Annotated in this window: 26 protein-coding genes; 15 read left to right on the top strand and 11 right to left on the bottom strand. The window is 71.9% G+C overall.

Going from position 1 to position 22,880, the window contains the following annotated elements:
• Positions 1-16 precede the first annotated feature (16 nt).
• The 3 genes from DEJ47_RS05185 (at position 17) to DEJ47_RS05175 (ending at position 2,879) form a co-directional block, all read left to right on the top strand.
• Complete coding sequence (locus tag DEJ47_RS05185) at positions 17-571, top strand: Clp protease N-terminal domain-containing protein (RefSeq protein WP_398338607.1); 555 nt, start codon at positions 17-19, stop codon at positions 569-571.
• Between the two features lie 96 nt (positions 572-667).
• Positions 668-1,669 carry an EamA family transporter gene (locus DEJ47_RS05180; RefSeq protein WP_150165389.1) on the top strand — a complete coding sequence of 334 codons (1,002 nt, stop codon included), beginning with the start codon at positions 668-670 and terminating at the stop codon, positions 1,667-1,669.
• 184 nt (positions 1,670-1,853) lie between these two features.
• Positions 1,854-2,879, top strand: coding sequence for a DMT family transporter (locus DEJ47_RS05175; protein ID WP_150175444.1), 1,026 nt, complete (start codon positions 1,854-1,856; stop codon positions 2,877-2,879).
• A gap of 340 nt (positions 2,880-3,219) precedes the next feature.
• Here DEJ47_RS05175 and DEJ47_RS05170 read toward each other — a convergent pair whose 3' ends face one another.
• On the bottom strand, positions 3,220-3,927 hold the full coding sequence (locus DEJ47_RS05170; RefSeq protein ID WP_150165387.1) for a pyridoxamine 5'-phosphate oxidase family protein: 708 nt from the start codon (positions 3,925-3,927) through the stop codon (positions 3,220-3,222).
• A gap of 134 nt (positions 3,928-4,061) precedes the next feature.
• On the opposite strand from DEJ47_RS05170, the gene DEJ47_RS05165 reads away from it, so the two are divergent.
• Positions 4,062-5,393 carry an aminotransferase class I/II-fold pyridoxal phosphate-dependent enzyme gene (locus tag DEJ47_RS05165; RefSeq protein WP_150165385.1) on the top strand — a complete coding sequence of 444 codons (1,332 nt, stop codon included), beginning with the start codon at positions 4,062-4,064 and terminating at the stop codon, positions 5,391-5,393.
• Between the two features lie 23 nt (positions 5,394-5,416).
• On the opposite strand, the gene DEJ47_RS05160 is transcribed toward DEJ47_RS05165, so the two are convergent.
• The gene (locus DEJ47_RS05160; RefSeq protein WP_150165384.1) at positions 5,417-6,433 is read right to left on the bottom strand and encodes a DMT family transporter; all 1,017 of its coding nucleotides are present in this window, start codon (positions 6,431-6,433) and stop codon (positions 5,417-5,419) included.
• A gap of 74 nt (positions 6,434-6,507) precedes the next feature.
• On the opposite strand from DEJ47_RS05160, the gene DEJ47_RS05155 reads away from it, so the two are divergent.
• Complete coding sequence (locus tag DEJ47_RS05155) at positions 6,508-7,410, top strand: LysR family transcriptional regulator (RefSeq protein WP_150165382.1); 903 nt, start codon at positions 6,508-6,510, stop codon at positions 7,408-7,410.
• Positions 7,411-7,668: 258 nt separating this feature from the next.
• Here DEJ47_RS05155 and DEJ47_RS05150 read toward each other — a convergent pair whose 3' ends face one another.
• Positions 7,669-8,148 (bottom strand): pyridoxamine 5'-phosphate oxidase family protein, encoded by a 480-nt coding sequence (locus tag DEJ47_RS05150; protein WP_150165380.1) that lies wholly within the window; start codon positions 8,146-8,148, stop codon positions 7,669-7,671.
• Positions 8,149-8,284: 136 nt separating this feature from the next.
• Here DEJ47_RS05150 and DEJ47_RS05145 point away from each other — a divergent pair, with 136 nt between their 5' ends.
• Positions 8,285-8,938, top strand: coding sequence for a cysteine hydrolase (locus DEJ47_RS05145; protein WP_150165378.1), 654 nt, complete (start codon positions 8,285-8,287; stop codon positions 8,936-8,938).
• On the opposite strand, the gene DEJ47_RS05140 is transcribed toward DEJ47_RS05145, so the two are convergent.
• Positions 8,925-9,353 (bottom strand): Rieske (2Fe-2S) protein, encoded by a 429-nt coding sequence (locus DEJ47_RS05140; RefSeq protein ID WP_150165376.1) that lies wholly within the window; start codon positions 9,351-9,353, stop codon positions 8,925-8,927. The genes DEJ47_RS05145 and DEJ47_RS05140 overlap by 14 nt on opposite strands.
• Positions 9,354-9,406: 53 nt before the next feature.
• Between DEJ47_RS05140 and DEJ47_RS05135 the strand changes: the two genes are divergently transcribed.
• From DEJ47_RS05135 to DEJ47_RS05105, 7 genes are all read left to right on the top strand, one after another.
• Positions 9,407-10,195, top strand: coding sequence for a HipA family kinase (locus DEJ47_RS05135; protein WP_150165374.1), 789 nt, complete (start codon positions 9,407-9,409; stop codon positions 10,193-10,195).
• Entirely contained in the window at positions 10,192-10,590 is a 399-nt protein-coding gene (locus DEJ47_RS05130) for a DUF3037 domain-containing protein (protein WP_150165372.1), read from the top strand. The genes DEJ47_RS05135 and DEJ47_RS05130 overlap by 4 nt, the downstream gene beginning before the upstream one ends.
• Before the next feature lie 161 nt (positions 10,591-10,751).
• Positions 10,752-11,513: a 3-oxoacyl-ACP reductase FabG gene (fabG, locus tag DEJ47_RS05125; RefSeq protein ID WP_150165370.1), complete on the top strand. Its 762-nt coding sequence runs from the start codon at positions 10,752-10,754 to the stop codon at positions 11,511-11,513.
• Between the two features lie 22 nt (positions 11,514-11,535).
• Positions 11,536-12,291 carry an SDR family oxidoreductase gene (locus DEJ47_RS05120; RefSeq protein ID WP_150165368.1) on the top strand — a complete coding sequence of 252 codons (756 nt, stop codon included), beginning with the start codon at positions 11,536-11,538 and terminating at the stop codon, positions 12,289-12,291.
• Between the two features lie 208 nt (positions 12,292-12,499).
• Positions 12,500-14,035 (top strand): ABC transporter substrate-binding protein, encoded by a 1,536-nt coding sequence (locus DEJ47_RS05115; RefSeq protein ID WP_223828672.1) that lies wholly within the window; start codon positions 12,500-12,502, stop codon positions 14,033-14,035.
• Between the two features lie 91 nt (positions 14,036-14,126).
• The gene (locus DEJ47_RS05110) at positions 14,127-14,810 is read left to right on the top strand and encodes a uracil-DNA glycosylase (protein ID WP_150165366.1); all 684 of its coding nucleotides are present in this window, start codon (positions 14,127-14,129) and stop codon (positions 14,808-14,810) included.
• 156 nt (positions 14,811-14,966) lie between these two features.
• On the top strand, positions 14,967-15,455 hold the full coding sequence (locus DEJ47_RS05105; protein WP_150165364.1) for a tetratricopeptide repeat protein: 489 nt from the start codon (positions 14,967-14,969) through the stop codon (positions 15,453-15,455).
• 286 nt (positions 15,456-15,741) lie between these two features.
• On the opposite strand, the gene DEJ47_RS05100 is transcribed toward DEJ47_RS05105, so the two are convergent.
• Positions 15,742-16,260, bottom strand: a complete 519-nt coding sequence (locus DEJ47_RS05100) for a hypothetical protein (protein WP_150165362.1) — start codon at positions 16,258-16,260, stop codon at positions 15,742-15,744.
• An 85-nt stretch (positions 16,261-16,345) separates the two neighbouring features.
• A complete protein-coding gene (locus tag DEJ47_RS05095; RefSeq protein ID WP_150165360.1) occupies positions 16,346-16,939 on the bottom strand; it encodes a TetR/AcrR family transcriptional regulator in 594 nt (197 codons plus the stop codon).
• A gap of 85 nt (positions 16,940-17,024) precedes the next feature.
• On the opposite strand from DEJ47_RS05095, the gene DEJ47_RS05090 reads away from it, so the two are divergent.
• Both DEJ47_RS05090 and DEJ47_RS36320 read left to right on the top strand, forming a co-directional pair.
• The gene (locus DEJ47_RS05090; protein ID WP_150165358.1) at positions 17,025-18,269 is read left to right on the top strand and encodes an FAD-dependent monooxygenase; all 1,245 of its coding nucleotides are present in this window, start codon (positions 17,025-17,027) and stop codon (positions 18,267-18,269) included.
• Positions 18,270-18,294: 25 nt separating this feature from the next.
• Positions 18,295-19,203 (top strand): Gfo/Idh/MocA family protein, encoded by a 909-nt coding sequence (locus DEJ47_RS36320; RefSeq protein WP_161270756.1) that lies wholly within the window; start codon positions 18,295-18,297, stop codon positions 19,201-19,203.
• Here DEJ47_RS36320 and lnt read toward each other — a convergent pair.
• The 5 genes from lnt to DEJ47_RS05060 form a co-directional block, all read right to left on the bottom strand.
• Positions 19,124-20,986 (bottom strand): apolipoprotein N-acyltransferase, encoded by a 1,863-nt coding sequence (lnt, locus tag DEJ47_RS05080; protein WP_223828240.1) that lies wholly within the window; start codon positions 20,984-20,986, stop codon positions 19,124-19,126. The two genes, DEJ47_RS36320 and lnt, sit on opposite strands and share 80 nt — an antisense overlap.
• 118 nt (positions 20,987-21,104) lie before the next feature.
• Complete coding sequence (locus DEJ47_RS05075; RefSeq protein ID WP_150165356.1) at positions 21,105-21,611, bottom strand: nuclear transport factor 2 family protein; 507 nt, start codon at positions 21,609-21,611, stop codon at positions 21,105-21,107.
• Between the two features lie 72 nt (positions 21,612-21,683).
• Positions 21,684-21,833, bottom strand: a complete 150-nt coding sequence (locus DEJ47_RS05070; RefSeq protein ID WP_398338598.1) for a hypothetical protein — start codon at positions 21,831-21,833, stop codon at positions 21,684-21,686.
• A gap of 141 nt (positions 21,834-21,974) precedes the next feature.
• Positions 21,975-22,415, bottom strand: a complete 441-nt coding sequence (locus DEJ47_RS05065; protein WP_150165352.1) for a VOC family protein — start codon at positions 22,413-22,415, stop codon at positions 21,975-21,977.
• Positions 22,416-22,554: 139 nt separating this feature from the next.
• Positions 22,555-22,755 (bottom strand): hypothetical protein, encoded by a 201-nt coding sequence (locus DEJ47_RS05060; protein WP_150165350.1) that lies wholly within the window; start codon positions 22,753-22,755, stop codon positions 22,555-22,557.
• Positions 22,756-22,880 lie beyond the last annotated feature (125 nt).

The following is a 22,880-nucleotide window of genomic DNA, read 5'->3' as shown; positions in this document are numbered from 1 at the left end:
TGATGTGGTGGGAGATGTGCATAGCCGTACCCCGTCGGGCGCCGAGCCCGGCCCGACCCGAGAAGAACCCGGCCCGACCCGAGAAGAACTCGACTCCGGACTCACCGCGGAGCTGGCGTCGGTGGTGTCCGGGGCGCGTCGGCGCGCCGTCCGCGACGGGGACCGGCAGATCGACACCGCGCATCTGCTGCACTCCCTCCTGGAGACCGACCCCGAGGTGCGTGCCGCTTTCGAGAGCGGTGCGCAGGCCGTACGGGTCCTCGGCTATCTCGTGCAGCGCAGCATCGGCTACGGACTTCAGTGGCAGGGCACCGTCGAGGACTCCGGTGCCGTGCCCGTGGTGACGCCCGTGCGCGAGACCGGGTGGTCCCCGTCGGCCGTCACCGCGATGGAAGTGGCCCGGGAACGCGCCGAACGACGGGGCGAACCACGCGCCCTCGGCATGGACCTGCTCGCGGGGCTCGTCGCCGACCCCGAGTGCCGGGCCGTCGAAGTCCTCGCGCGGGCGCGCGTCGACGTACCGGCGCTGCTGACCCGCATAGAGGCGGGGTGCAGGCAGAACGCGCAGTAGTTGTCCAGAGTGCGCAGTGCTGTCCGTCGGCTGTGGTGTCCGCCGATTGAGACAGGGGTCTAATGGTGTGACGCTCATGACACCGACTGGCATGATGTGCCGGTGCAAGCATCTGAGGGGATCAAGGGAAAGCCCGGCAGGGGCGTGGGACTTGGGCTCGCCCTGCTGTCGGCGGTCGCTTTCGGCGGCTCCGGTGTCGCGGCGAAACCGCTGATCGAGGCGGGCCTTGACCCCCTGCATGTGGTCTGGCTGCGGGTGGCGGGTGCCGCCCTGGTGATGCTGCCCGTGGCGTGGCGCCACCGCGGACTGCTGCGGAGCAGGCCCGCGCTGCTCGCCGGCTTCGGCCTCCTCGCCGTCGCGGGCGTCCAGGCCTGCTACTTCGCGGCGCTCTCCCGCATTCCCGTAGGCGTCGCCCTGCTGATCGAGTACCTCGCGCCCGCGCTCGTCCTAGGCTGGGTGCGTTTCGTGCAGCGACGACCGGTGACGCGGGCCGCCGCGCTCGGCGTGGTCCTCGCCGTCGGCGGCCTCGCCTGCGTCGTCGAAGTGTGGGCGGGGCTGAGCTTCGACGCCGTCGGACTCCTGCTCGCGCTCGGCGCCGCCTGCTGCCAGGTCGGCTACTTCGTCCTGTCCGATCAGGGCAGCGACGCGGGCGACGACGCCCCCGACCCGCTCGGCGTCATCGCGTACGGGCTGCTCGTCGGCACCCTCGTGCTCACCGTCGTCGCGCGGCCGTGGGGCATGGACTGGTCGGTGCTCGCCGGCGAGGCTGACCTGGACGGCTCCGGGGTGCCTGCCTGGGCTCTCCTCGCCTGGATCGTGCTCGTCGCGACGGTCGTGGCCTACGTCACCGGGGTGCTGTCCGTGCGCAGGCTCTCGCCCCAGGTGGCCGGCGTCGTGGCCTGCCTCGAAGCGGTCATCGCGACCGCTCTGGCCTGGGTCGTCCTGGGGGAGCACCTCTCGGCACCGCAGGTCGTCGGCGGCGCGGTCGTGCTGGTGGGCGCGTTCATCGCCCAGTCCTCGGCCCCGGCCGAGCCCCCGGTGCCCGGGGCCGTCCCGGCACCCGAAACGGAGTTGTCGCGCAGCGGAAGCGCGTCCTAGGGTGCCGGTCATGCACGCACGCGCACTCGTTCTTCCGCCTCCCGCCGCTTAAGCGCGGGGCGCTCACGGATCTCGCCCGAGCCGGTGGCCGGGCGGAACGGTGCTGCCCGCAGACGGAGCCAGTCATCCCTCTCTGCTGCGGAGAAATCACGTGTCGAACTCGTTGCGCACGTCCGACGTGCCCATGCTCACTGTCCCGCACCCTGTCGGACCCGACAGTGCCGGACCCGACAGAGCCGGAAGCCTCGGTGTCGGGCGCGGACTCTTCTACCTGGTCGTCGCAGGAATCGCCTGGGGCACGGCGGGTGCCGCCGCCGCTCTGGTCTTCCGGGACAGCGACATGGGGCCCGTCAGTCTGTCCTTCTGGCGGTGCGCGGGCGGCTTCGTGCTGCTGCTCGGCGCACGTCTGATCCGGCCGCGCGCCGGGGCTGCCCGGGCGGGCGCTCGGGCAGGCGCTCGGGGGGCCGCCGCCGAGCCGGTACGCCGCAGGGTGCGCCGGATCATTGCGACCGGTGTGGCCCTCGCGGTCTTCCAGACCGCCTACTTCGCCTCGGTCGAGGCGACAGGCCTCGCAGTCGGCACCGTCGTCACCATGGGCTCGGGCCCTGTCCTCATCGCGCTCGGCGCACGTATCGCCCTGGGGGAGCGGCTCGGACGCGGCGGCGTCGTCGCCGTGTTGGGCGCCCTTACAGGACTCGTCGTTCTCGTCCTCGGGGATGAGGGCGGCGGGGCGGCGAGCGTGCGGCCGGCCGGTGTGGTCTGGGGGCTCGTCTCGGCGGCCGCGTACGCCGCCATGACCCTGCTGACGCGCTGGTGGGGCAGGAGCGGCACGGCGGACTCGTCGGACACCACTGTCTGGGCGTTCGCCGTCGTCTCACTCTGCCTGCTGCCGCTCGCCGTGGCGGAGGGGTTCGTCCCGCACACCGCCGACCCCGCGCGTGTGGCGGCGTATCTGCTGTACATCGCCGCCGTGCCGACGGCGGTCGCGTATGCCCTCTACTTCGCGGGGGCCGCGGTCGTACGGTCCGCCACGGTTTCCGTGATCATGCTCTTGGAGCCGGTGGGCGCCGCGGTCATCGCGGTCGCCCTGCTCGGCGAGGACCTGACGGCGGCGACGGTGACGGGCACGGCCCTGATGCTGGCCGCGGTCACGGGGCTCGCGGTCGCGGAGACGCGGGGTGCGGTGGCGGTCCGGCGGGGCGCCCGATAGAGCGGTGCGCCTCGCCGTGACGGCGTGAGGGCCGCGGCCCGGCCGCCCTCTCCGGCTCGCTGTCCTGGGCGGGCCGGAGAGGACCGGAGCAGGCGGGGGTGGGCCGGGCAGACCCGGCGGCGCAGAAAAAACGGCGTGGAAACTGGTCGGCACGCCGTGCGCGGTCGGCACGCCGTGCGCAGCCGGGACGTCGGGCGTGGTCTGCCAGGAGCCCGGCGCGTCCACGTAGTCGTCGACCACGCCCAGGACGACGTGGGGGCGGGTGGTCAGGGCGGGCCGGGTGTGAGCCGCCGCTGCAAGTCCCAGTCGGTGTGGGCCGTGTCCCAGGGGTGGATCAGCATCAGAGCTCGAGCAGGTAGTCGGGCACCTTGATGTCGGGTGCCAGGTCCTCCGAGGGGATGAGGGCCTCGTGTCCCTTGCGGAGCGGGACGACCCCCGCCCAGTGGGGGAGACCCATGTCCTCAGGGTCGTCGTTCGGGCCGCCGGTGCGGGCCTTCGCCGACACCTCGTTCAGGTCGAGGCTGAGGACAGCGGTCGCCGCGAGCTCCTTGGTGTCGGCCGGACGGGAATCGGCCGAACGGCCCGGGACCACGTGGTCGACCAGCGCGTCCAGTGCGAGCCGCTTCTCCTCGGGGTCCGTGACCTGGTGGGCGGTGCCGTGGATCACCACGGAGCGGTAGTTGATGGAGTGGTGGAAGGCGGACCGGGCCAGGACCAGGCCGTCGACGTGCGTGACGGTCAGGCACACCTCCAGGCCCGGGTCCCGCTCCTCGGACGTGCCGCGCGCCATGCGCAAGGGCCGCGAGCCGGTCGAACCGTGCACGTACAGGCGCTCGCCCACCCGTCCGTAGAGCGTCGGCAGCACGACGGGGGCGCCGTCGCGCACGAACCCGAGATGGCAGACGTAGGCCTCGTCGAGTATCGCGTGCACCGTCGCCCGGTCGTACGAGGCACGATCCGCGGAGCGCGTGGGGATCGTGCGGTCGGTCGGTGCGTAGGCGGCGCTGTCCGGCGAGGCGCTGTCGGTGGTGCCCGGCGTCGTCTGCATGGCTCTCCCTGTGCTGAAGCTGTACTGAGGTGGTGCTGAAGCTGTACTGAGGTGCCCGCGGGCGACGGGCTCCGGGCGGCGCTGACCAGGCTGTCGAGTTGCGAGCACTATTGCACTAGTGCATACTTTGCTTTGTGCTAGGAGAGTATCGGATCAGTGGGCGGCGTGCAGCCGAGATTGCGGCCAGCGTGGAGCGGGCCGTGGGGGAAGGCGGCCTCGAACCGGGGCAACTGCTGCCGCCCATGCGTGAGTTGGCGACGCACCTCGGGGTGAACCCGAATACCGTGGCGGCCGCCTACCGCACGCTGCGCGAACGCGGCGTCATCGAGACGGCGGGACGGCGCGGCAGCCGCATCCGTCCCAAGCCCGCCACCACCACACGGGAACTCATCAGGGTGGACGCGCCGCCCGGCGTGCGCGACGTCTCCATGGGCAACCCGGACCCGAAGCTGCTGCCCGCTCTCTCCGGAGCCTTCGTCGCCGCCGCGGCGCAGAGCGACGCGCAACCCGTCCTCTACGGAGAGAGCGCGGTGGACCCGGAGCTCGAACGGTACGCACGCGCGGCGTTCGAGGCCGACGGCGTTTCGCACGCCCCGCTCGCCGTCACCTCCGGATCGCTCGACGCCATCGAACGGGTACTGGCCACGCATCTCAAGCCCGGTGACGGAGTCGCCGTGGAGGACCCGGGCTGGGGGAGCCTGCTCGACCTCGTCTCCGCCCTCGGTCTGCGCGCGATGCCCGTCGGCGTCGACGACGAGGGCCCGCTGCCCGCCGACATGGAACAGGCGCTCGCGTCCGGTGCGCGCGCCGCCGTCGTGACGGACCGCGCGCAGAACCCCACGGGTGCCGCTGTCACGGCTCCCCGCGCGCGTGCCCTGCGCGAGGTGTTCGCCGCGCACCAGGACGTGCTGCTCATCGAGGACGACCATGGCCACGGCATCGTCGACCTGCCGCTGCACCCGCTGGCGGGATCGACCCGCAATTGGGCCCTCACCCGCTCGACCGCCAAGGCGTACGGCCCCGACCTGCGGCTCGCCGTGGTCACCGGCGATCCCGTCACCGTCGACCGGCTGCGCGGGCGCCAGCGGCTCGGACCGGGCTGGGTGAGCCGGCTGCTGCAGCGAGCCGTCGCACGGCTCTGGGCCGAGGACGCGGTAGACCCGCGGGTGGTGGCGGCGTCCTACGGGCGGCGGCGCGAGGCGCTGATCGCGGCGCTCGCCGAGCGGGGCATCACCGCGTACGGACGCAGTGGCATGAACGCCTGGGTGCCGGTACCGGACGAGACGGGGGCGGTCGCGCGGCTGCTGCACGCGGGGTGGGCGGTGGCGCCGGGAGCGAGGTTCCGGCTGAACACGCCGCCCGCGGTACGGATCACCGTGGCGGCGCTGGAGGACGAGGAGATCGTCGCGGTGGCGGACGCCGTCGCCTCCGTGACCGGGCCCGCTCCCGCGCGGCGTTACGACTGACGCGGGGCTACGCTGACGGGGCGCTACGGCTGACGCGGCGTCACGACTGGCGGGGCGGAGGCCCGGCCGTCACGGTCATCGTCACCCCGCCCGCCTCTGCTCACCGCCGCGCGGGGCCGCGACTGGGTGAGCGCCGCGCCCGCCAGGACGATCACCGCGCCGACCGGTGTCGACCAGCTCAGCGATTCGCCGAGCACCGCGACACCCGCGCCGGTCGCGATGACCGGAATGAAGTACGTGACCATCTGGGCGGTGGTCGGGCCCACCTCGGCGACCAGCGCGTACTGCAACTGGAAGGCGAGCCCGGTGCCGAGGGCGCCCAACGCCACGATCGCCAGCAGCGGCACGACGGGAAAGTGCGCAGGGAACGTGGTGAACAGCGGCGTCACAACGGCCAGCTCGCCGGTCGCGACCAGCAACTGGGCGCCCGAGAGCGACAGGTTGGAGTGCCCGGACCCGGCCAGCGTGCGACGTACGTAGATCCAGCCGACCGGATAGCTGAGCGAGGCGAGCAGTGCCATCGCCGTGCCGCCGAGGTCGAGCCCGCTGAAGCCCTGCCAGGCGCCGAGCACGGTCAGCACCCCGAAGAAGCCGATGCCCAGACCCGCGACGCGGCGCCGCGAAGGACGGTCCTCGGAGAGTGCGACGAGTGACAGCGCCATGCCCCACAGGGGCGATGTCGCGTTGCAGATCCCGGCGAGCGTCGAGGGGATCGACAGTTCCGCGTATGCGAAGAGCGAGAACGGCAGGGCGTTGAGCAGCAGCGCCGACACCGTCAGGTGCAGCCAGATCCGCGCGGAGCGCGGCAGCCGCTCCCGCTTCACCACGAGCACGGCGGCGACGACGGCGGTGCCGAACACCAGCCGCCCCAGCGTGACCTGGAACGGTGCGTACCCCTCCGTGCCCACCTTGATCAGGAGGAAGCTGAAGCCCCAGATCAGCGAGAGCACGCCGAATCGGACGCGCCAGTCGAGGGCGGGTGCGGACACGGAGGTCGGTGGCGCTGCCGCTGCATGCGGCGGCGCGGGCGCGGTGGTCATGCGTCTCACGATGGACCCGACAATCTCTTAGTACAAGCGAGATTTTGTGCGTGGTACCGCGTAGCATTGCTTACATGTTGAACCTGGAGCGTCTGCGTACGCTCGACGCCCTCGCCCGGCACGGATCCGTCAGCGGCGCCGCCGCCGGGCTGCATGTGACGACCTCCGCGGTCTCGCAGCAGATGACGAAGCTGGAACGCGAAGTGGGCCAGCAACTCCTCGCCAAGAACGGCAGAGGCGTGCGCCTGACCGACGCGGGGCGGCTGCTCGCCCAGCACGCGGCGCGGATCCTCTCGCAGGTCGAGCTGGCCCAGGCGGACCTGGAGGAACAGCGCGGCAAGGCGGTGGGCGAGCTGCGGATCGCCGCGTTCCCCACGGCCATGCGCGGTCTGATGCCCGCCACGCTGTCCGCGCTCCGCGTCGACCACCCCGGGCTGCGGGTCGGCTGCCAGGAGATGGAGCCGACGCCGGCCGTCGCGGCCGTCGTGCGCGGCGACCTCGACATGGCGGTCGTCCTCGACTGGTACAACAAGCCCCTGCCGATACCGGAAGGCCTGGTCAAGGCCCCTCTCCTCGACGACCCCGCCGATGTGGCCCTGCCCGCCGCGCACCCCCTCGCCGACCGCGCCGAAGTGGACCTGGAGGAGTTCGCGGACGACGAGTGGATCACCTGGGCGGAGGGCGAGTTCTGCCACGAGTGGCTGATGTTCACGCTGCGCGGCAAGGGCATCGAGCCGCGTGTCGCGCACCGCGCGGAGGAGCACCACACCCAGCTCGCCCTGGTCGCCGCAGGCCTCGGCGTGTGCGTGGCGCCGCAGCTGGGCCGCGATCCGATGCCGGCCGGCGTGCGGACGGTTCCGGTGCGGCACCGGGTGCGGCGGCACGTGTACGTGGTGTGGCGGGCGGATGCGGACCGCCGCCCGTCGATCAGGGCGGCGGCGGAGGCGCTGAGGGGAGCGGGGGCCGGACTGCGGTAGTTCCCGCCCGGCGGACGGCTTGGGGCGTTGGCGACGAGGCCCCCAGCAGGACGGCGACGACGACGATGATCAAGACCACGAACGGCCACCTCCGGGTGGGAGTCGGTCGCGCCCCGAGGGCCGGAGCGCCGAGGTCTTGTCCTTCCGGGCCGCACGCGCCCTCTATCTGGAGAAACGTCTCTTCGTCCTCGAGCGGGCAGTCCTCATTGGTCCGGTGAGCCCCCCTCGGGGAGTCCCGCGATGGTGATTCCGGGAGGACTACGACGGTCGGCCGAGGCCTGCGAGCTTCCGGAAGTCCCAGGACGCGACGGCGTCCGGAGTCAGGCGCAGCCAGGCATGACGGCCGTCGTGCGGCATCTCGTCGAGACCGAAGACCTTGCGTGCGAACAGTCGCTCCGGGGCGACGAGCTCCGGGCAGGGGTCGCCCGTGCGCGGGACCTCGCCCACGAACTCCACCGTGCCGGACAGCTCCACGCCGCGCAGTTCGCCGTACTCCTCGCCGGTGTCGACGACCACGGCGATCCGCGGGTCCTTGCGCAGATGTGCCCAGCGCTTGCTGCGGGTGGTCGAGTACAGCCAGAGCGACGTGCCGTCCCAGGCGAACCAGAGCGTGCCCGCGTGCGGCGCTCCGTCGGACGACACGGTCGCCACCCGGCAGGTGCGCTCCTCGGCGAGGAACGCGTCGAGCTCCTCGGGCGTCATCATGATCCGGCGCCCCCGGCGCTGTGTGACGGCCATGTGCCCTCCCGTTCGGACCCGCCTGACTGGGCGTCAGGAACACTGTCGGGAAAGCATGGACGCTCTTCCCTGGTCGCGCAATGGCCGCTAGCCTCTCGCCGGCCGGTGTCCGGGCCGACCGCGACGAGGGGAAGCCATGCCGTCGTACGACAAGCTCCGGGAGATCCTCGACCCCGCCACCACCGCCCTGCTGACCGTCGAATGCCAGCAGGGCGTAGTCGGCACCGAGAGCGCCCTGCCCGAACTCGCCGCCGCAGCGCGGTCCTCCGGGGCCCTCGCCAATGTCGCACGGCTCGTCGCCGCGGCGCACCGATGTGGCGTCCAGGTGCTGCACGCGGTCGCCGAGCGGCGGCCCGACGGGCGCGGGGCCAGCCACAACGCCCGGCTGTTCCGGGCCGCCGAGCGCCTGCCCGTGCAGCAGCTCTCGGGCACGGCGGCCGTACGGATCGCGCCGCCGATAGAGGTGGCCGACGAGGACTTCGTCGTACGCCGCCTGCACGGCCTGTCACCCGTCGCGGGCACCGACGTGGACCCGCTCCTCCGCAACATCGGCTGCCGCACCCTGCTGGTCACCGGAGTCTCGGCCAACGTCGCGATACCGAACGCGGTGTTCGACGCGGTGAACCTCGGCTACACCGCCGTCGTGCCCGCCGACGCCATCGCGGGCGTCCCCGCCGACTACACGTCGGCCATGATCCGCAACACCCTCGCGCTCGTCGCCACCATCACCGCCACCCAGGACGTGCTGGCCGCCTGGAAGCTGCCGGGCCGACCGGTCAGGCCTGCTTGATCGAGCCGCCGGTCACGGCGATCGCGACGGCCGGCAACGGCTTCGGCGCGGGCCCGCCCCGCACGCTGCCGTCGGCGATGTCGAACTTGCTGCCGTGGCACGGACAGTTGACGGTGCCGTTCTCCACGCTCGTCACCGGGCACCCCTTGTGGGTGCAGAGGCTGGAGAACGCCTTGAACTCGCCCTTCGTGGGCTGGGTGACCACCACCTCCGCGTCCTTGAAGACCTTGCCGCCGCCCACGGGGATGTCGGCGGTCTTGGCGAGGACGCCGCCTCCGTCACCCTCGGCGGTGCTGTCGCCGCCGCTCCCGCCGCCCCCGCACGCGGTGAGGGCGGCGGCCAGGCCCGCGGCGCCGATCGTGGCCACGACCGTGCGGCGGCCGGGTCCGGGGAGCGTCTCTTCGTATGTCGTCATGTCCAGTGGTACGGGGCGGCGGGACACTCCGTTCAACTCTGTAATCTGGGCCAATGCTCAGCCACGTCACCGCGGTCCGTTACGTCACACCCTTGAGGGAAGGCGGATCACTGCCCGGGCTCGTCGAGACCGACGACCACGGGACGTACGGAACGTACGTCCTCAAGTTCACCGGCGCGGGACAGGGCCGCAAGACACTCGTCGCCGAGGTGATCTGCGGAGAGCTGGCCCGCGGGCTCGGCCTGCGGATGCCGCGGCTCACGGGCATCGTGCTGGACCCGGTCCTCGGCCTCGGTGAGCCCGACGAACGCGTGCAGGCGCTGCTCAAGGCCAGCGGCGGCCTCAACCTCGGCATGGAGTTCCTGTCGGGCGCCCTCGGCTTCGACCCGCTCGCCCACGTGGTGGACCCGGCCGAGGCCGGCCGCGTCGTCTGGTTCGACGCGCTGATCAACAACGTGGACCGCTCCTGGCGCAATCCGAACCTCCTCGTATGGCACCGCGACCTGTGGCTGATCGACCACGGGGCGAGCATGATCTGGCACCACAACTGGCGCACCGCCGAGACCGCGGCCGCCAAGCCCTACGACGCGTCGGACCACGTCCTCGCCCCCTACGGGCCCGACATCGCGACGGCTGCCGCCGAGCTCGCCCCCCTCGTCACCGAGGAGCTGCTCACCGGGGTCGCCGCCGAGGTGCCCGACGAGTGGCTCGCGGACGAGCCGGGCTTCGACCACCCCGACGACGTGCGCCGGGCCTACGTGGCGGCCCTCCTGCCGCGCGCCAAGACCATCCACGAGCGGATCACCCTGCCGGGTGCCGGACCGAAGGGCGCCAACCGGTGACCGAGCAGACCACGCCCGTACGGGACGTCTTCGAGTACGCGCTGGTGCGCGTCGTGCCGCGCGTGGAACGCGGTGAGCACTTCAACGCGGGCGTCGTGCTGTACTGCCGCGCCAAGTCCTACGTGGCCGCCCGCACGCACCTGGACGAGACGAAGCTCCGCGCCCTGGACCCGGCGGCCGACGCGGCGGGCATCCGGGCCGCGCTGGGCGCCGTCGAGCGGATCTGCCGGGGCGGCGAGGCCGCGGGCCAGGCCGAGCGCGACGACGCGGGGCGGCGCTTCCGCTGGCTGATCGCGCCCCGCTCCACGGTGCTCCAGCCCGGCCCGGTGCACACCGGTCTGACGGTGGATCCCGAGGCCGAGGTGAACCGGCTCTTCGCTCTGCTGGTGCGGTAAAGAGTCATACCTCTCCTGCGGGCCGTTGACACCCGGTGCCAGGGCTTCTAGCGTCTCGTCCAGCCGAAGGTACTAAGCGGTCGCTCACCAGCGGGGCGTACCGTTGGCCTCCGTAGAGCTCCATCCCGTAGAGCCGCATCCCAAGGGCGAGGAGAACCAGCATGTCCACCACAGAGCAGCGTGTCGCTGTCGTGACCGGCGCGGCACGAGGCATCGGCGCGGCGACCGCCGTACGGCTCGCCGCCGAGGGCCGCGCCGTGGCCGTCATCGACCTCGACGAGGCCGCCTGCAAGGACACCGTCGCGCAGATCACCGCGGCCGGTGGCACGGCGATCGCGGTCGGCTGCGACGTGTCCGACGAGGCCCAGGTCGAAGCCGCCGTCGCCCGTATCGCCGAAGAGCTCGGCGCGCCGACGATCCTCGTCAACAACGCCGGTGTGCTCCGCGACAACCTCCTCTTCAAGATGAGCGCGAGCGACTGGGACACCGTCATGAACGTGCACCTGCGCGGCGCCTTCCTGATGTCGAAGGCCTGCCAGAAGCACATGGTGGACGCCAAGTTCGGCCGTATCGTCAACCTCTCCTCGTCCTCCGCGCTCGGCAACCGCGGCCAGGTCAACTACGCCGCCGCCAAGGCCGGCCTGCAGGGTTTCACCAAGACCCTCGCCAAGGAGCTCGGCAAGTTCGGTGTCACCGCCAACTCCGTCGCCCCGGGCTTCATCGTCACCGAGATGACCAAGGCCACCGCCGAGCGCGTCGGCATGGGCTTCGAGGACTTCCAGGCCGCTGCCGCCACCCAGATCCCGGTCCAGCGCGTCGGCCGCCCCGAGGACATCGCCAACGCCATCGCCTTCTTCACGGGCGACGCGGCCGGGTTTGTCTCCGGACAGGTCATGTACGTGGCCGGCGGCCCGCTCAACTGACCTGAAAGCGGAGGCAGAGATCATGGCAGTGCAGGACAGCGGAAAGGCCGCGCTCGTCACGGGAGCGAGCCGCGGCATCGGATACGGCGTCGCCGAGGCGCTGGTCGCCCGCGGCGACCGGGTCTGCATCACGGGACGCAACGAGGACGCACTGAAGGAGGCCGTCGAGAAGCTCGGCGCCGACCGTGTCATCGGTGTCGCGGGCAAGGCGCACGACGAGGCCCACCAGGCGGTCGCCGTCGAGCGCGCCATGGAGGCCTTCGGCCGCGTCGACTTCCTGGTCAACAACGCCGGTACGAACCCGGTCTTCGGCCCGATGGCCGATCTTGACCTCAACGTGGCCCGCAAGGTGTTCGAGACCAACGTCATCTCGGCGCTCGGCTTCGCCCAGCAGACCTGGAAGGCCTGGCAGAGCGAGAACGGCGGGGCGATCGTGAACATCGCGTCCATCGCCGGCGTCTCCGCTTCGCCGTTCATCGGCGCGTACGGCATGAGCAAGGCCGCCATGGTCAACCTCACCCTGCAGCTCGCGCACGAGTTCGCCCCGAAGGTGCGCGTGAACTCGATCGCGCCGGCGGTCGTCAAGACGAAGTTCGCCCAGGCGCTGTACGAGGGCCGCGAAGCCGAGGCGGCGGCCTCCTACCCGCTGGGCAGGCTCGGCGTGCCGGAGGACATCGGGGGCGCGGCCGCGTTCCTCACGTCCGCCCAGTCCGACTGGATCACGGGCCAGACACTCGTGGTCGATGGCGGCATCTTCCTCAATGCGGGCGTCGGCTGACGAAGGCCGCACACCCGGCGGAGAAGCCCTTTCGGTGATGTTTCCGCGCATCAAGTGCCCTGTCGGCGCCAGGACTTGGCCCGGCGGGGCACTGCGATATTGTCTCCCGACCCCATGGCATGGCCGATCGAGGAGCGTGCGCGTGTTCAGTGAAGTTCCCCCTGCTAAGCGGATCAGGGGTCTGCGTCCGGTGGCGGCGATCGCGTCCATGTCGCTGCTCGCCGGCTGCGGGATGCTGTCGTCCGAAGGGTCGGACGACGAGGAGCAGATCACCGTCGGCACGATGAGCGCGCCCAGCACCCTGGACCCGGCGAAGGCCTGGGACAGCTCGTGGGAGCTCTACAGAAACGTTTTCCAGACGCTGCTCAGTTTTCCCTCGGGGGCCACCGAGCCGGAGCCGGACGCCGCCGAGTCCTGCAAGTTCAGCGACGCGTCCAGCACGGTCTACACCTGTGAGCTGCGTGAGGGCCTGAAGTTCTCCGACGGCGACCCACTGGACGCCGCCGCCGTGAAGTACTCCTTCGACCGCATACGCACCATCAACGCCAAGGGCGGCCCCACCGGTCTGCTCGGCTCGCTCGACAAGGTCGAGACCAAGGGAGACCTGACGGTCGTCTTCCACCTCAAGAAGGCCGACGCGACCTTCCCCTTCGTCCTCGCGACCCCCGCCATGTCGATCGTCGACCCCAAGGAGTACCCGGCGGACAAGCTCCGCGAGGGCGACGAACTGACCGGCTCGGGCCCGTACACCCTGGACGCGTACACGCCCAACGACAAGGCCGAACTGGTCAGGAACGACCACTACGAAGGCGCGGCCGACGTCAAGAACGACGCCGTGACCATCCGCTACTTCAAGAAGTCCTCGGCGATGGTCGACGCACTCAAGGACAAGCAGATCGACGTGACCTTCCGGGGTCTGGCCTCCGAGGACATCGTCGCCATGCAGGGCCGGGGAAGGCACGAGCAGGACATCGAGCTCGTCGAGGGCTCGGGCACCGAGATCCGCTACCTGGTGTTCAACACCAAGGACCCGTGGGCGCGGAAACTGCCGGTCAGGCGGGCCGTCGCACAGGTCGTCGACCGCGGCGCCATCGCCCACAAGATCTACAAGGACACCGTGGAGCCGCTGTACTCGATGGTCCCCAGGGGTCTCACGGGTCACGCCACCGGGTTCTTCGACAAGTACGGCAACCCCAGCGCCGCCAAGGCCAAGAAGATCCTCACCGACGCCGGCATCCACCAGCCGGTGCCGCTCACCCTCTGGTACACCACGGACCGCTACGGCTCGGCGACCGAGCCGGAGTTCGCCGAGCTCAAGCGGCAGCTGGAGGGCTCGGGACTGTTCAAGATCACCCTCAAGAGCCGCCCCTGGACCGAGTTCCAGGAGGGCTACAGCAACGGCGAGTACCCCGTCTTCGGCCGCGGCTGGTTCCCCGACTTCCCGGACGCGGACAACTTCATCGCGCCGTTCGTCGGCCCCAAGAACGTGCTGAACACGCCCTACCCGTCCAAGGAGATCACGGACGAGGTGCTGCCGCGCGAGCGCAAGGAGACCGACCGGGGCGCCGTGGTCGACCAGTTCGAGCGGGCCCAGGAGATCCTCGTCGACGACGTCAGGCTGCTGCCGCTGTGGCAGGGCAAGCAGTACATCATGTCCAGCGAGGAGATCGCGGGCGGTGAGCGGGCCCTCGACCCGTCGGCGATCATGATGATGTGGGAGCTGCAGCGCAAGACCAGCTGGTGAGCCGCCGGCGGATGGGGGGACGCGGGTCGGTTGTCAGTGGGCGCCGGTAGGTTCTTCAGTGAGAAGTGACCGCACACCGGAGGTTGTTGACGTGACCGACATCGCCATGCTGCCCGCGTCCTGGCGCGGAGTCCTCGGCGAGGAGCTCCAGAAGCCCTACTTCAAGGAGCTCACCGAGTTCGTCGAGGAGGAGCGGGCGAAGGGCCCCGTCTATCCTCCGCGCGAGGAGGTCTTCGCCGCCCTCGATGCGACGCCGTACGACCAGGTGAAGGTCCTCGTCCTCGGCCAGGACCCCTACCACGGCGAGGGGCAGGGCCACGGGCTCTGCTTCTCCGTGCGGCCCGGCGTGAAGACGCCCCCCTCCTTGCGGAACATCTACAAGGAGATGAAGGAGGAACTCGGCCACCCCGTGCCCGACAACGGCTACCTGATGCCGTGGGCGAAGCAGGGCGTCCTCCTGCTCAACGCGGTCCTCACCGTGCGCTCCGGCGAGGCGAACTCGCACAAGGGCAAGGGCTGGGAGAAGTTCACGGACGCGGTGATCCGGGCGGTGGCCGACCGCCCCGACCCCGCCGTCTTCGTTCTGTGGGGCAACTACGCCAAGAAGAAGCTCCCGCTCATCGACGAGGAGCGGCACATCGTCGTGCAGGGCGCCCACCCCTCGCCGCTGTCCGCGAAGAAGTTCTTCGGCTCCCGCCCGTTCACGCAGATCAACGAAGCGGTCGCGGCGCAGGGGCACGAGCCGATCGACTGGCGGATCCCGGACCTCGGCTGACGCAGGTCCGGTGGGGCCCGGCCGCGAGCGTCACCGGGCTGGCCGAGCGGAACGGGTGAGCGGCCCGCCCCCGTCCGTGCCTGACCGTGATTGTCAGTGGTGGCGGCTAGCGTCGTGAGGGATGGGGGCGACGGCCGTACGACCACGGAGGACCCGGTGACGGAGCAGCAGGAGCAGACGGCGGAGGACGCGATGATGACGCGGATCGGGCAGGCGGTCATGCTGCATCACGGAGGCGACCGCGAGGAGGCTCAGGACCGCTTCCTCGGTCTGTGGGGAGAGATCGGCGAGGACGGCGACCCGCTGCACCGCTGTACCCTCGCGCACTACATGGCGGACACGCAGGCCGACCCCTCCGACGAACTGGCGTGGGACCTGCGGGCGTTGTCGGCGGCGGACGAGCTCACGGACGAGCGTCTGAACGAACACCACCAGTCGCTCGCGGTGCGCGGCTTCTACCCCTCGCTGCACCTGAACCTGGCCGCGGACTATGTGAAGCTGGGCCGCCCGGGAGCCGCCCGCAGCCATCTGCGCCGGGCACGCGGCGCGGTGGGCGCGCTGGAGGACGACGGCTACGGCAGGGGCATCAGGGACGCCATCACCCGCCTGGAGGGAGAAGTGGGGGAGGGGAGCGAGGAGGAGTGAGGAGGAGCGAAGGTGAGTCAGGAGGCGCGGGGGTGAGGGGCAGGGGCCCGGCTGAGCAGGAGTAAGCGGGCGATCGGCCGGGGCGGGGGTTCCCGGAAGGGTGAGGGTGCGCCGCGGGGTCGGTCGGGCGGGGGTTTCCGGGGGTGCCGGGGGTATGCCGGGCGGTCTGCTGGGGCGGGGGTCTCGGAGAGAGAGGGGCGCGCGGCGGGGTCGGTCGGGCGGGGGTTTCCGGAGGTGCCGGGGGTGCGTCGGGCGGTCTGCTGGGGCGGGGGGGCGTGCCGCGGGGTCAGTGGCCGTACGTGTCGCGGCAGATGACCGCTTCGGGGCTGTCCGGGCGCCACTTGCCGTAGGTCTCGCCGAGGGCGCAGACGTCGGTGACGGGAGCGGCGGGGGCTCCGACGGGGGCGGGGCGGGTCGCTCCGGCGTCGGGGCGTGCGGCGGCGGGTCCGCGCGCGGGGGCGGCGGCTGCGGTGCCGGGCGTTGGCGCCGAACGGTGCGTGCGGGACGGGGGCTGGGCGGAGGGGCCGGCTAGGGAAGCGGGGTTCGGGCTACCGTCCGTCTTCCGGGGCGACGGACTGCGGGGCGGGTCCATGCGTTGCAGGGCCTCCCGTGCCGGGGCCTGCACGATCTTCGGGCGCTGCTCGCCGTCGGTACGGGGCGCGGGCTGCGGTGCGGTGGCCGCCGTCGGGCCGGGGCCCGAGGGCCGCTCGACGCTCGTGCAGCCGGTGACGGCGGCCGAGGCGGCGGCAGAGACGGCCGCGGTGACGAGGAGCGCGGCGGCGGTGCTGGTCGTCGGTCGAAGCATCTGCGCAACTCTGCTGGGTCCGACCGAAGTTGGCTCGGGAACCCGTGAGGTTGCCCCGCACGGGTGACAGACCCGACGCCCCGCCTCAGCCGTCCAGCATCCCCCGCAGCAGTTCCCCCACGCTGCTCCGCAGTTCCTCCTCCGTCGGTGTCGCGGCGTGGAACGAACCCGCCACGCACGAGAACATCAGCCCGTCGCACCAGGCCACGAGGGACAGCGTGTGGCGTTCCGGCGTGGTGGAGCCCGCGGCGCGGAGCAGGGCCATCAGAGGCTCTCTGAACCGGGCGCCGGCCGCGTCGTAATAGGCCCGCAGCTCCGGCCTGCGGGTCGCCTCCATGGCCAACTCGTAGCGGGATACGAGGAGGTGGCGATGGTCTCCGGTCAGGTACCGGTGCAGGGCCAGGGCCAGTGCCGCGGCCACCTGTTCGCGCCCCGCCGACGGGTCGGGCATCTCGGCGGGGTTCAGGAGTTCCGCCTCGCGCTCGGCCTGCCGTCGTACCGCCGCCTCCAAGAGGGCGAGCCGGGTTCGCGCGTGGTTGGACGTGGAGCCCTGGGGGAGTCCCGCGACCTCGTCGACGGCGCGGTGGGTGAGACCGCGCATGCCGCGTTCCGCGAGCAGGGCGAGGGCGGCGTCGGCGATGAGTTCGGTGCGGGGAGCCCCCGTGCTGCGTACGGCCATGACGGAAACCTTACCTGGCGCACTACAGGTGTAGTACGGTCGTACCGGCCGCTCACTACACCTGTAGTTTTCAGAAGGGGGAACCATGAACCAAGCCCTGGAGCCACAGCCCCATGCCGTCGTCATCGGCGCCGGCATCGGCGGGCTCGCCGCGGCCATCGGGCTGCACGCGGCGGGCTGGCGGGTGACCGTCCTGGAGCGCGCCGCTTCCCTGGAGCCGGTCGGCTCGGGCATCGGTCTCGCCCCCAACTCGCAGCGCGCCCTGGACGTCCTCGGCCTCGGAGACCGGGTCCGCGCGCTCGCCGCCTGGGAGGGCGACGGCGGGATGCGCGCGCAGAACGGCCGGTGGCTGGTGCGTACGAGCGCCGCCACGGCCGAGCGGGCGTACGGCGGATCGCTCGTCATGCTGCACCGCGCGACCCTCGTCGACCTCTTGGTCTCCGCGCTGCCCGAGAAGTCGCTCCGCACGGGCGCGCGAGCCCGCCTCACGGACCCCGGCACCGCGGACCGCCCCGCCGTCGTCACCACGGACGACGGTGACATCGAGGCGGACCTCGTCGTCGGCGCCGACGGCATCGACTCCGCCGTGCGCGCAGCCCTGTTCCCGGCCCATCCCGGACCGGTGTACGCGGGGTTCACCGCGTGGCGCTTCGTCATCCCGGCGCCGGACCGGCCCTTCGCGCCGCACGAGACCTGGGGCCGCGGCGGTGTCTGGGGCACGCATCCGCTGAAGGACGGCAGGGTGTACGCGTACGCCACCGCCCGGCTGCCCGAGGGAGGCAGGGCGCCGGACAGCGAGAAGGCGGAGCTGCGGCGCCGCTTCGCCGACTGGCACGACCCGATCCCGGACCTGATCGACGCCGTCAGGACGGAGGACGTCCTGCGCAACGACGTCCGTCACCTGACGACGCCGCTCCCCGCGTACCACCGGGGTCGCGTCGCCCTCATCGGCGACGCGGCGCACGCCATGGCGCCGAGCCTCGGCCAGGGCGGCAACCAGGCCATCGAGGACGCCGTGGTCCTCGCCCACCACGTGCCGCGGGGCGCCGACCTCGGCGCGGGCCTCGCGGCCTACAGCGCGGCCCGCGTCCCCCGCACCACCGAGATCGTCCGGCGTGCCGCACGGGCCGCCCGTCTCACGCACCTCACCAGCGGCCCGCTCATCGGCGTACGCGACGCCCTCGTCTCGACGGTGACGCGCCTCGGCCCCGACTTCGTCATGCGCAGCTTCTCCTCCATCGCCGACTGGCGTCCCCCGCAACCCCCGTATGCTGCGGGAACGACGACCGGAGCCACCGAGCGGCACCAGGCAGGCGACAGTCGTCGGTAGGCGGACAGCAGACAGGAGAACAGTGGTGAAGATCGGCTGCATCGGACTCGGCGACATCGCGCAGAAGGCGTACCTGCCCGTCCTCACCACCCTGCCCGGGGTCGAACTGCACCTGCAGACGCGCACGCCCGCAACACTCGCCCGGGTCGCCGGCGTCCACCACATCCCGGAGTCCCGCTGCCACACCGACCTGGACGCCCTGCTCGCCCAGGACCTCGACGCCGCGTTCGTACACGCGCCGACCGCCGTACACCCCGAGATCGTCACACGGCTCGTCGAGGCGGGCGTGCCGACGTACGTGGACAAGCCCATCGCGTACGAACTCGCCGACTCCGAGCGGCTCGTGCGCCTCGCCGAGGAGCGCGGCGTCAGCCTCGCGGTCGGTTTCAACCGCCGCTTCGCGCCCGGCTACGCACAGTGCGTCGAGCACCCCCGCGAGATGATCCTCATGCAGAAGAACCGCGTGGGCCTGCCCGAGGACCCGCGCACGCTCGTGCTCGACGACTTCATCCACGTCGTGGACACACTGCGGTTCCTCGCGCCGGGTCCGATCGACGACGTCACGGTGCGGTCCCGCGTCGAGGACGGGCTCATGCACCACGTGGTCGTACAGCTCGCGGGAGACGGGTTCGTCGCGATCGGCATGATGAACCGGCTGAGCGGCTCCACCGAGGAAATCCTCGAAGTCTCCGGCCAGGACACCAAGCGGCAGGTCGTCAATCTCGCCGAGATCGTCGACCACAAGGGCCAGCCCAGCGTGCGGCGGCGCGGCGACTGGGTGCCGGTGGCCCGTCAGCGCGGTATCGAACAGGTCGTGCTGTCCTTCCTGGACGCAGTACGGGCGGGGAAGGTGCTCAGCGCCCGGGACGCGCTGGCGACCCATGAGCTGTGCGAGCGGGTGGTTCGCGCGGCTCAGGAGCGGGGCCTGGGGTAGTCCCGGGGGTGGCCCTGTCGGCCGCCCGCCCGGAAGATCGCAGGGTGCGCAGGCCTTCGATCAGGCCCAGGGCGAGGAGCACGAGCAGGGCGGCGTGCACGGGCCAGTCGCCGAACTTCACGTACGCCGTCTCGCCGGTGGCCAGCGGCACGTCGTACAGGGCCGCGGCACTCGCGGGGGTGCCGATCGTGCCGCCGACGCGCGAACCCTCCGGGCCGTACACCGCGGAGACACCGGTGAGCGTGGCGTGCACCATGGGGCGGCCGGTCTCCGCGGCCCGTACCGCCGCGAGCGACGCGTGCTGCCGGGGCTCCCAGCTGTGCTGGAACGACGACGTGGCGGACTGGGCGAGCAGCAGCTGGGCGCCGTCCCGGGTGAGCCGGCGGCTCATGTCGGGGAACGCGGACTCGAAGCAGACGAGGGGGCCGACGCGGAGGCCGTCGCCCTGGCCGGACGGGACGTCACGGCCGGTGCGCATGACCACCTGCCGGTCGCCGCGCCGACGGTCCTCGCCCGCGGCCTTGCCGACCGACGTCGCCCAGCCGAGCAGGGAGCGCGCCGGTATGTACTCGCCGAAGGGCACGAGCCGCATCTTGTCGTAGCGGTCGCCGGTCGGCCCGTCCGGGCCCACCAGGACGGAACTCTTGAATATCCCGGGCCGGTCGGAGCGGCGCGCGTCGACGTTCACGAGGATGTCCGCGCCCACCTCGCGGGAGAGCGCGGCTATGCGGCGGGCGACGTCCGGCCGGTCCGCCAGGTCGAACCCGACGCTGCTCTCGCCCCACACGACGAGGTCCGGGTTGCGGCCCGCCAGGGTCCGGGTCAGCGCCTCCTCGCGGGCCAGCCGCTGGTCGGCGCTCGCGATGCCGTCCGCGATGACGCCGGGCTGGACGACGGCGACGCGCGTGTGCCCGGCGGGCTCGGGCCGGGGGGCCCATGCCCAGGCGGCCGCCGTGGCGGTGGCCACGGTGAGGACGCCGGCGAGGGCGGGGAGGGCGGCGGAGGCGGGGCGGGTGGTGGCGGTGACGGCGGTGGGCGTACGTGGAGTGCCGGTACGCGGAGTGTCGGTACGCGAAGTCTTCGTGTTCCGAGTGTCGGTACGCGAAGTGTTCGTACTCCGAGGGTCTATGAGCGGAGTGTCCGTACGTCGAACGTCCGTACGCCGAGTCGAGGACCGTGCCGCGGCTTCCCCCGCCACGGCGAGCAGCGCGACCCCCGTGTTCACCACCACGACGAACGCGCTGACCAGCCAGACTCCGCCCACCGACGCGAGTCGCAGCGCGGGCGGCACCTGCCATTGGCTGGAGCCGAGCAGACCCCACGGCCCGCCGAGCCCCTCCCAGGACCTGACCAGTTCGACCATCAGCCACCCCGAGGGCAGCACGACGAGCGCGGCGGCGGCCCGCCCCGGCCCCGGCACGCCGCCGAGCAGCCGCCGCACCAGCCACCCCCAGGGAGCCCACAGCAGTCCGAGCAGCGCGGCGATGACGACGGTGAACACGTGCAGGCTCGGCAGCAGCCAGTGGTGCACGGCCACCATGAAGCCGAGGCCGCCCAGCCAGCCGTCGAGCGCGGCGCGCCGTGCGGTGGGGGCCGACCGCGCCAGGAGCAGCCACGGCACCAGGGCGACGTACGCGAACCACCACAGTGACGGGGCGGGGAAGGCGAGAGCGGGCAGCGCTCCCGCGGTGACGGCGATGGCGCCGCGCCACCAGCGGGACGCGAGCAGCCGGGCGGCACCCTGCCGGTACCGCTCCCGCCGGTCGTCGCCGGACAGCTCCATGCAGCGCCTCCCTAGGTCCCCGACGCCCCCGTCGTACGACCAGTGTGCGTGACACAGACGATCTAGGACAGTGGGTCGGGCACGTGGAGGAGGCACCTGGAGGACAGGTGATTCGGGCTCAGGCTTCGGAGGCGGCTTCTCGACGTCGGCCCGCCATCTGGCGCCACTTCTCCGTGACGACCACTCGGCGCAGCCGCCAGCCGTTGTGCGTACGGGTAAGAGTGAAGGCGTAGCGGCCGCCGCAGATGAAGTCCGGCGCGGTCGCGGGCTCGGCGGCGGGGGACGGTCCCGGGGGCTGCGCGAACCGCATCGGGTTCACGTAGTCGGCCTGGACGCGGGCGACGTCGTCGATGTCCTGTTCCAGCGTTCCGAACTCCAGCCTGCGGTTGGTGATCAGGTGTTGGCGCATCGGGAACATCCGCATGGTCTCGGACAGCCACGCGGTGATCTCGTCGGCTCCTCCTTCGATGCCGCCCGCGGAGCGGTAGTCGGCGCGTCCGTCCGGGGCGAAGAGCTGTCGGTAGGCGGTCCAGTCGCCGTCGTCGACGGCCACCGCGTACTCGGTGATGAGGGCATCGACGGCCAACCGGTCGATCACGGCGGCGAGTTCCACGCGCTGCGTCATCGGCTCAGTGTTGGGCACGGGAGGTGGGGAGCCAAGGGGTGTGCAGGGATATGCACGGAGGGGAAGGAGCGGCTACGCGGCCCTCACGATCTCCGCGCGGACAGCGGCGGCCCACTCCGTCACCAACTGCTCGTACTCTCTGCGCTGTTCGGCGGAGAGGCGACCGCCTGCACGCAGCCACAGGCCGCGAATCCGCTCGTTCAGCTCGTCGGAAGAGCGCACGGAACCATGGGGTGGTGGGGTTAAGGGCATGGCGCCAAGCCTAGGGGATGCCTACGACAATCGGAACTGTCAGCTACCGCACACCTGCGGCACGTGACCGAACGGGCCCGGTGCGGGCGGCGGCACGCGCCCTGGCGGGCGCTAGCCGGTCTGTTCGGCCAGGGCGACGATGATGCCCGCGGGGCCGCGGAGATAGCAGAGGCGGTAGCTGTTCTCGAACCGGACCACCTCACCGAGGAGTTCCGCGCCGTGGGGGCGCAGGCGGGCGACGGTGTCGTCGATGTCGTCGACGGCGAACATGACGCGGTGCAGGCCCAGTGTGTTGGGGGAGGGTCGGGGCGGTGCGGCGGGGAGCGCGGCGGGGGCGTGGTACTTCGTCAGCTCCAGCCGGCCGTGTCCGTCGGGGACGCGCATCATCGCGATGTCGGTGCGCACGCCGTCGAGTCCGAGGATGCGGTCCGCGTAGAGGCCCTCGACCTGCGCCGTCCCCTCCAGCTCCATCCCGATCTCGCCGAAGAAGGCGATGGCGGCGTCCAGGTCCTCGACGACGATGGCGACGTTGTCCATTCGCTGCAGCGTCATGGTGGTCCTCCTCCTGGGGCAGGTGACCGATCTGTGGCCTGGAGGGTAGTGGAGCGGGGCGTCGCCGTGCGGGAGAACGAGGGGCTGCCTGCGTGCTGTCGCCCACCGACGTGTGCCGGCGGGCGGGTGCACAGGTGTGTCAGTGGCAGATGGTCGCGGACGGGGTGGCGTAGAGGTCGCGGTAGCAGGTGGGCAGACGGTCCGAGTCGAGCTGGTTGACGGCCGTGATGACGTACTTGCCGGGACGGTCGTCGCCCGGGTCCGCGGCCATCGCGGGGCCGCTGCTGATGACTCCGGCGGCGGCGCAGACTGCGAAGGCTACGGCGATGCGTCGAAGCATGATGTCCTCCATGAGCTCGGGTGAGGTGACGACTCAGGGCTTCCCCGAGGCTCGCTGAGCGGCACACGGAAGCCACGAAAGAAGGACCGCCGTACGGCCCCATCGGCTGCCGTGGGCGCGCCCGC

It is taken from the genome of Streptomyces venezuelae (genome assembly GCF_008642355.1).
GTDB classification, from domain to species: domain Bacteria; phylum Actinomycetota; class Actinomycetes; order Streptomycetales; family Streptomycetaceae; genus Streptomyces; species Streptomyces venezuelae_B.
Note: the sequence above shows the minus strand (reverse complement) of the source record. Positions and strands in the feature narration are given on the sequence as shown.

What these genes read in the sequence shown, in the direction of transcription:
- DEJ47_RS05175 (WP_150175444.1), top strand. Translation starts at nt 1,854, where the DNA reads ATGCTCACTGTCCCGCACCCTGTCGGACCCGACAGTGCCGGACCCGAC.
- DEJ47_RS05170 (WP_150165387.1), bottom strand. Translation starts at nt 3,927, where the DNA reads ATGCAGACGACGCCGGGCACCACCGACAGCGCCTCGCCGGACAGCGCC.
- DEJ47_RS05160 (WP_150165384.1), bottom strand. Translation starts at nt 6,433, where the DNA reads ATGACCACCGCGCCCGCGCCGCCGCATGCAGCGGCAGCGCCACCGACC.
- DEJ47_RS05155 (WP_150165382.1), top strand. Translation starts at nt 6,508, where the DNA reads ATGTTGAACCTGGAGCGTCTGCGTACGCTCGACGCCCTCGCCCGGCAC.
- DEJ47_RS05150 (WP_150165380.1), bottom strand. Translation starts at nt 8,148, where the DNA reads ATGGCCGTCACACAGCGCCGGGGGCGCCGGATCATGATGACGCCCGAG.
- DEJ47_RS05145 (WP_150165378.1), top strand. Translation starts at nt 8,285, where the DNA reads ATGCCGTCGTACGACAAGCTCCGGGAGATCCTCGACCCCGCCACCACC.
- DEJ47_RS05140 (WP_150165376.1), bottom strand. Translation starts at nt 9,353, where the DNA reads ATGACGACATACGAAGAGACGCTCCCCGGACCCGGCCGCCGCACGGTC.
- DEJ47_RS05135 (WP_150165374.1), top strand. Translation starts at nt 9,407, where the DNA reads ATGCTCAGCCACGTCACCGCGGTCCGTTACGTCACACCCTTGAGGGAA.
- fabG (WP_150165370.1), top strand. Translation starts at nt 10,752, where the DNA reads ATGTCCACCACAGAGCAGCGTGTCGCTGTCGTGACCGGCGCGGCACGA.
- DEJ47_RS05120 (WP_150165368.1), top strand. Translation starts at nt 11,536, where the DNA reads ATGGCAGTGCAGGACAGCGGAAAGGCCGCGCTCGTCACGGGAGCGAGC.
- DEJ47_RS05115 (WP_223828672.1), top strand. Translation starts at nt 12,500, where the DNA reads ATGTCGCTGCTCGCCGGCTGCGGGATGCTGTCGTCCGAAGGGTCGGAC.
- DEJ47_RS05100 (WP_150165362.1), bottom strand. Translation starts at nt 16,260, where the DNA reads ATGCTTCGACCGACGACCAGCACCGCCGCCGCGCTCCTCGTCACCGCG.
- DEJ47_RS05095 (WP_150165360.1), bottom strand. Translation starts at nt 16,939, where the DNA reads ATGGCCGTACGCAGCACGGGGGCTCCCCGCACCGAACTCATCGCCGAC.
- DEJ47_RS05090 (WP_150165358.1), top strand. Translation starts at nt 17,025, where the DNA reads ATGAACCAAGCCCTGGAGCCACAGCCCCATGCCGTCGTCATCGGCGCC.
- lnt (WP_223828240.1), bottom strand. Translation starts at nt 20,986, where the DNA reads ATGGAGCTGTCCGGCGACGACCGGCGGGAGCGGTACCGGCAGGGTGCC.
- DEJ47_RS05075 (WP_150165356.1), bottom strand. Translation starts at nt 21,611, where the DNA reads ATGACGCAGCGCGTGGAACTCGCCGCCGTGATCGACCGGTTGGCCGTC.
- DEJ47_RS05065 (WP_150165352.1), bottom strand. Translation starts at nt 22,415, where the DNA reads ATGACGCTGCAGCGAATGGACAACGTCGCCATCGTCGTCGAGGACCTG.
- DEJ47_RS05060 (WP_150165350.1), bottom strand. Translation starts at nt 22,755, where the DNA reads ATGCTTCGACGCATCGCCGTAGCCTTCGCAGTCTGCGCCGCCGCCGGA.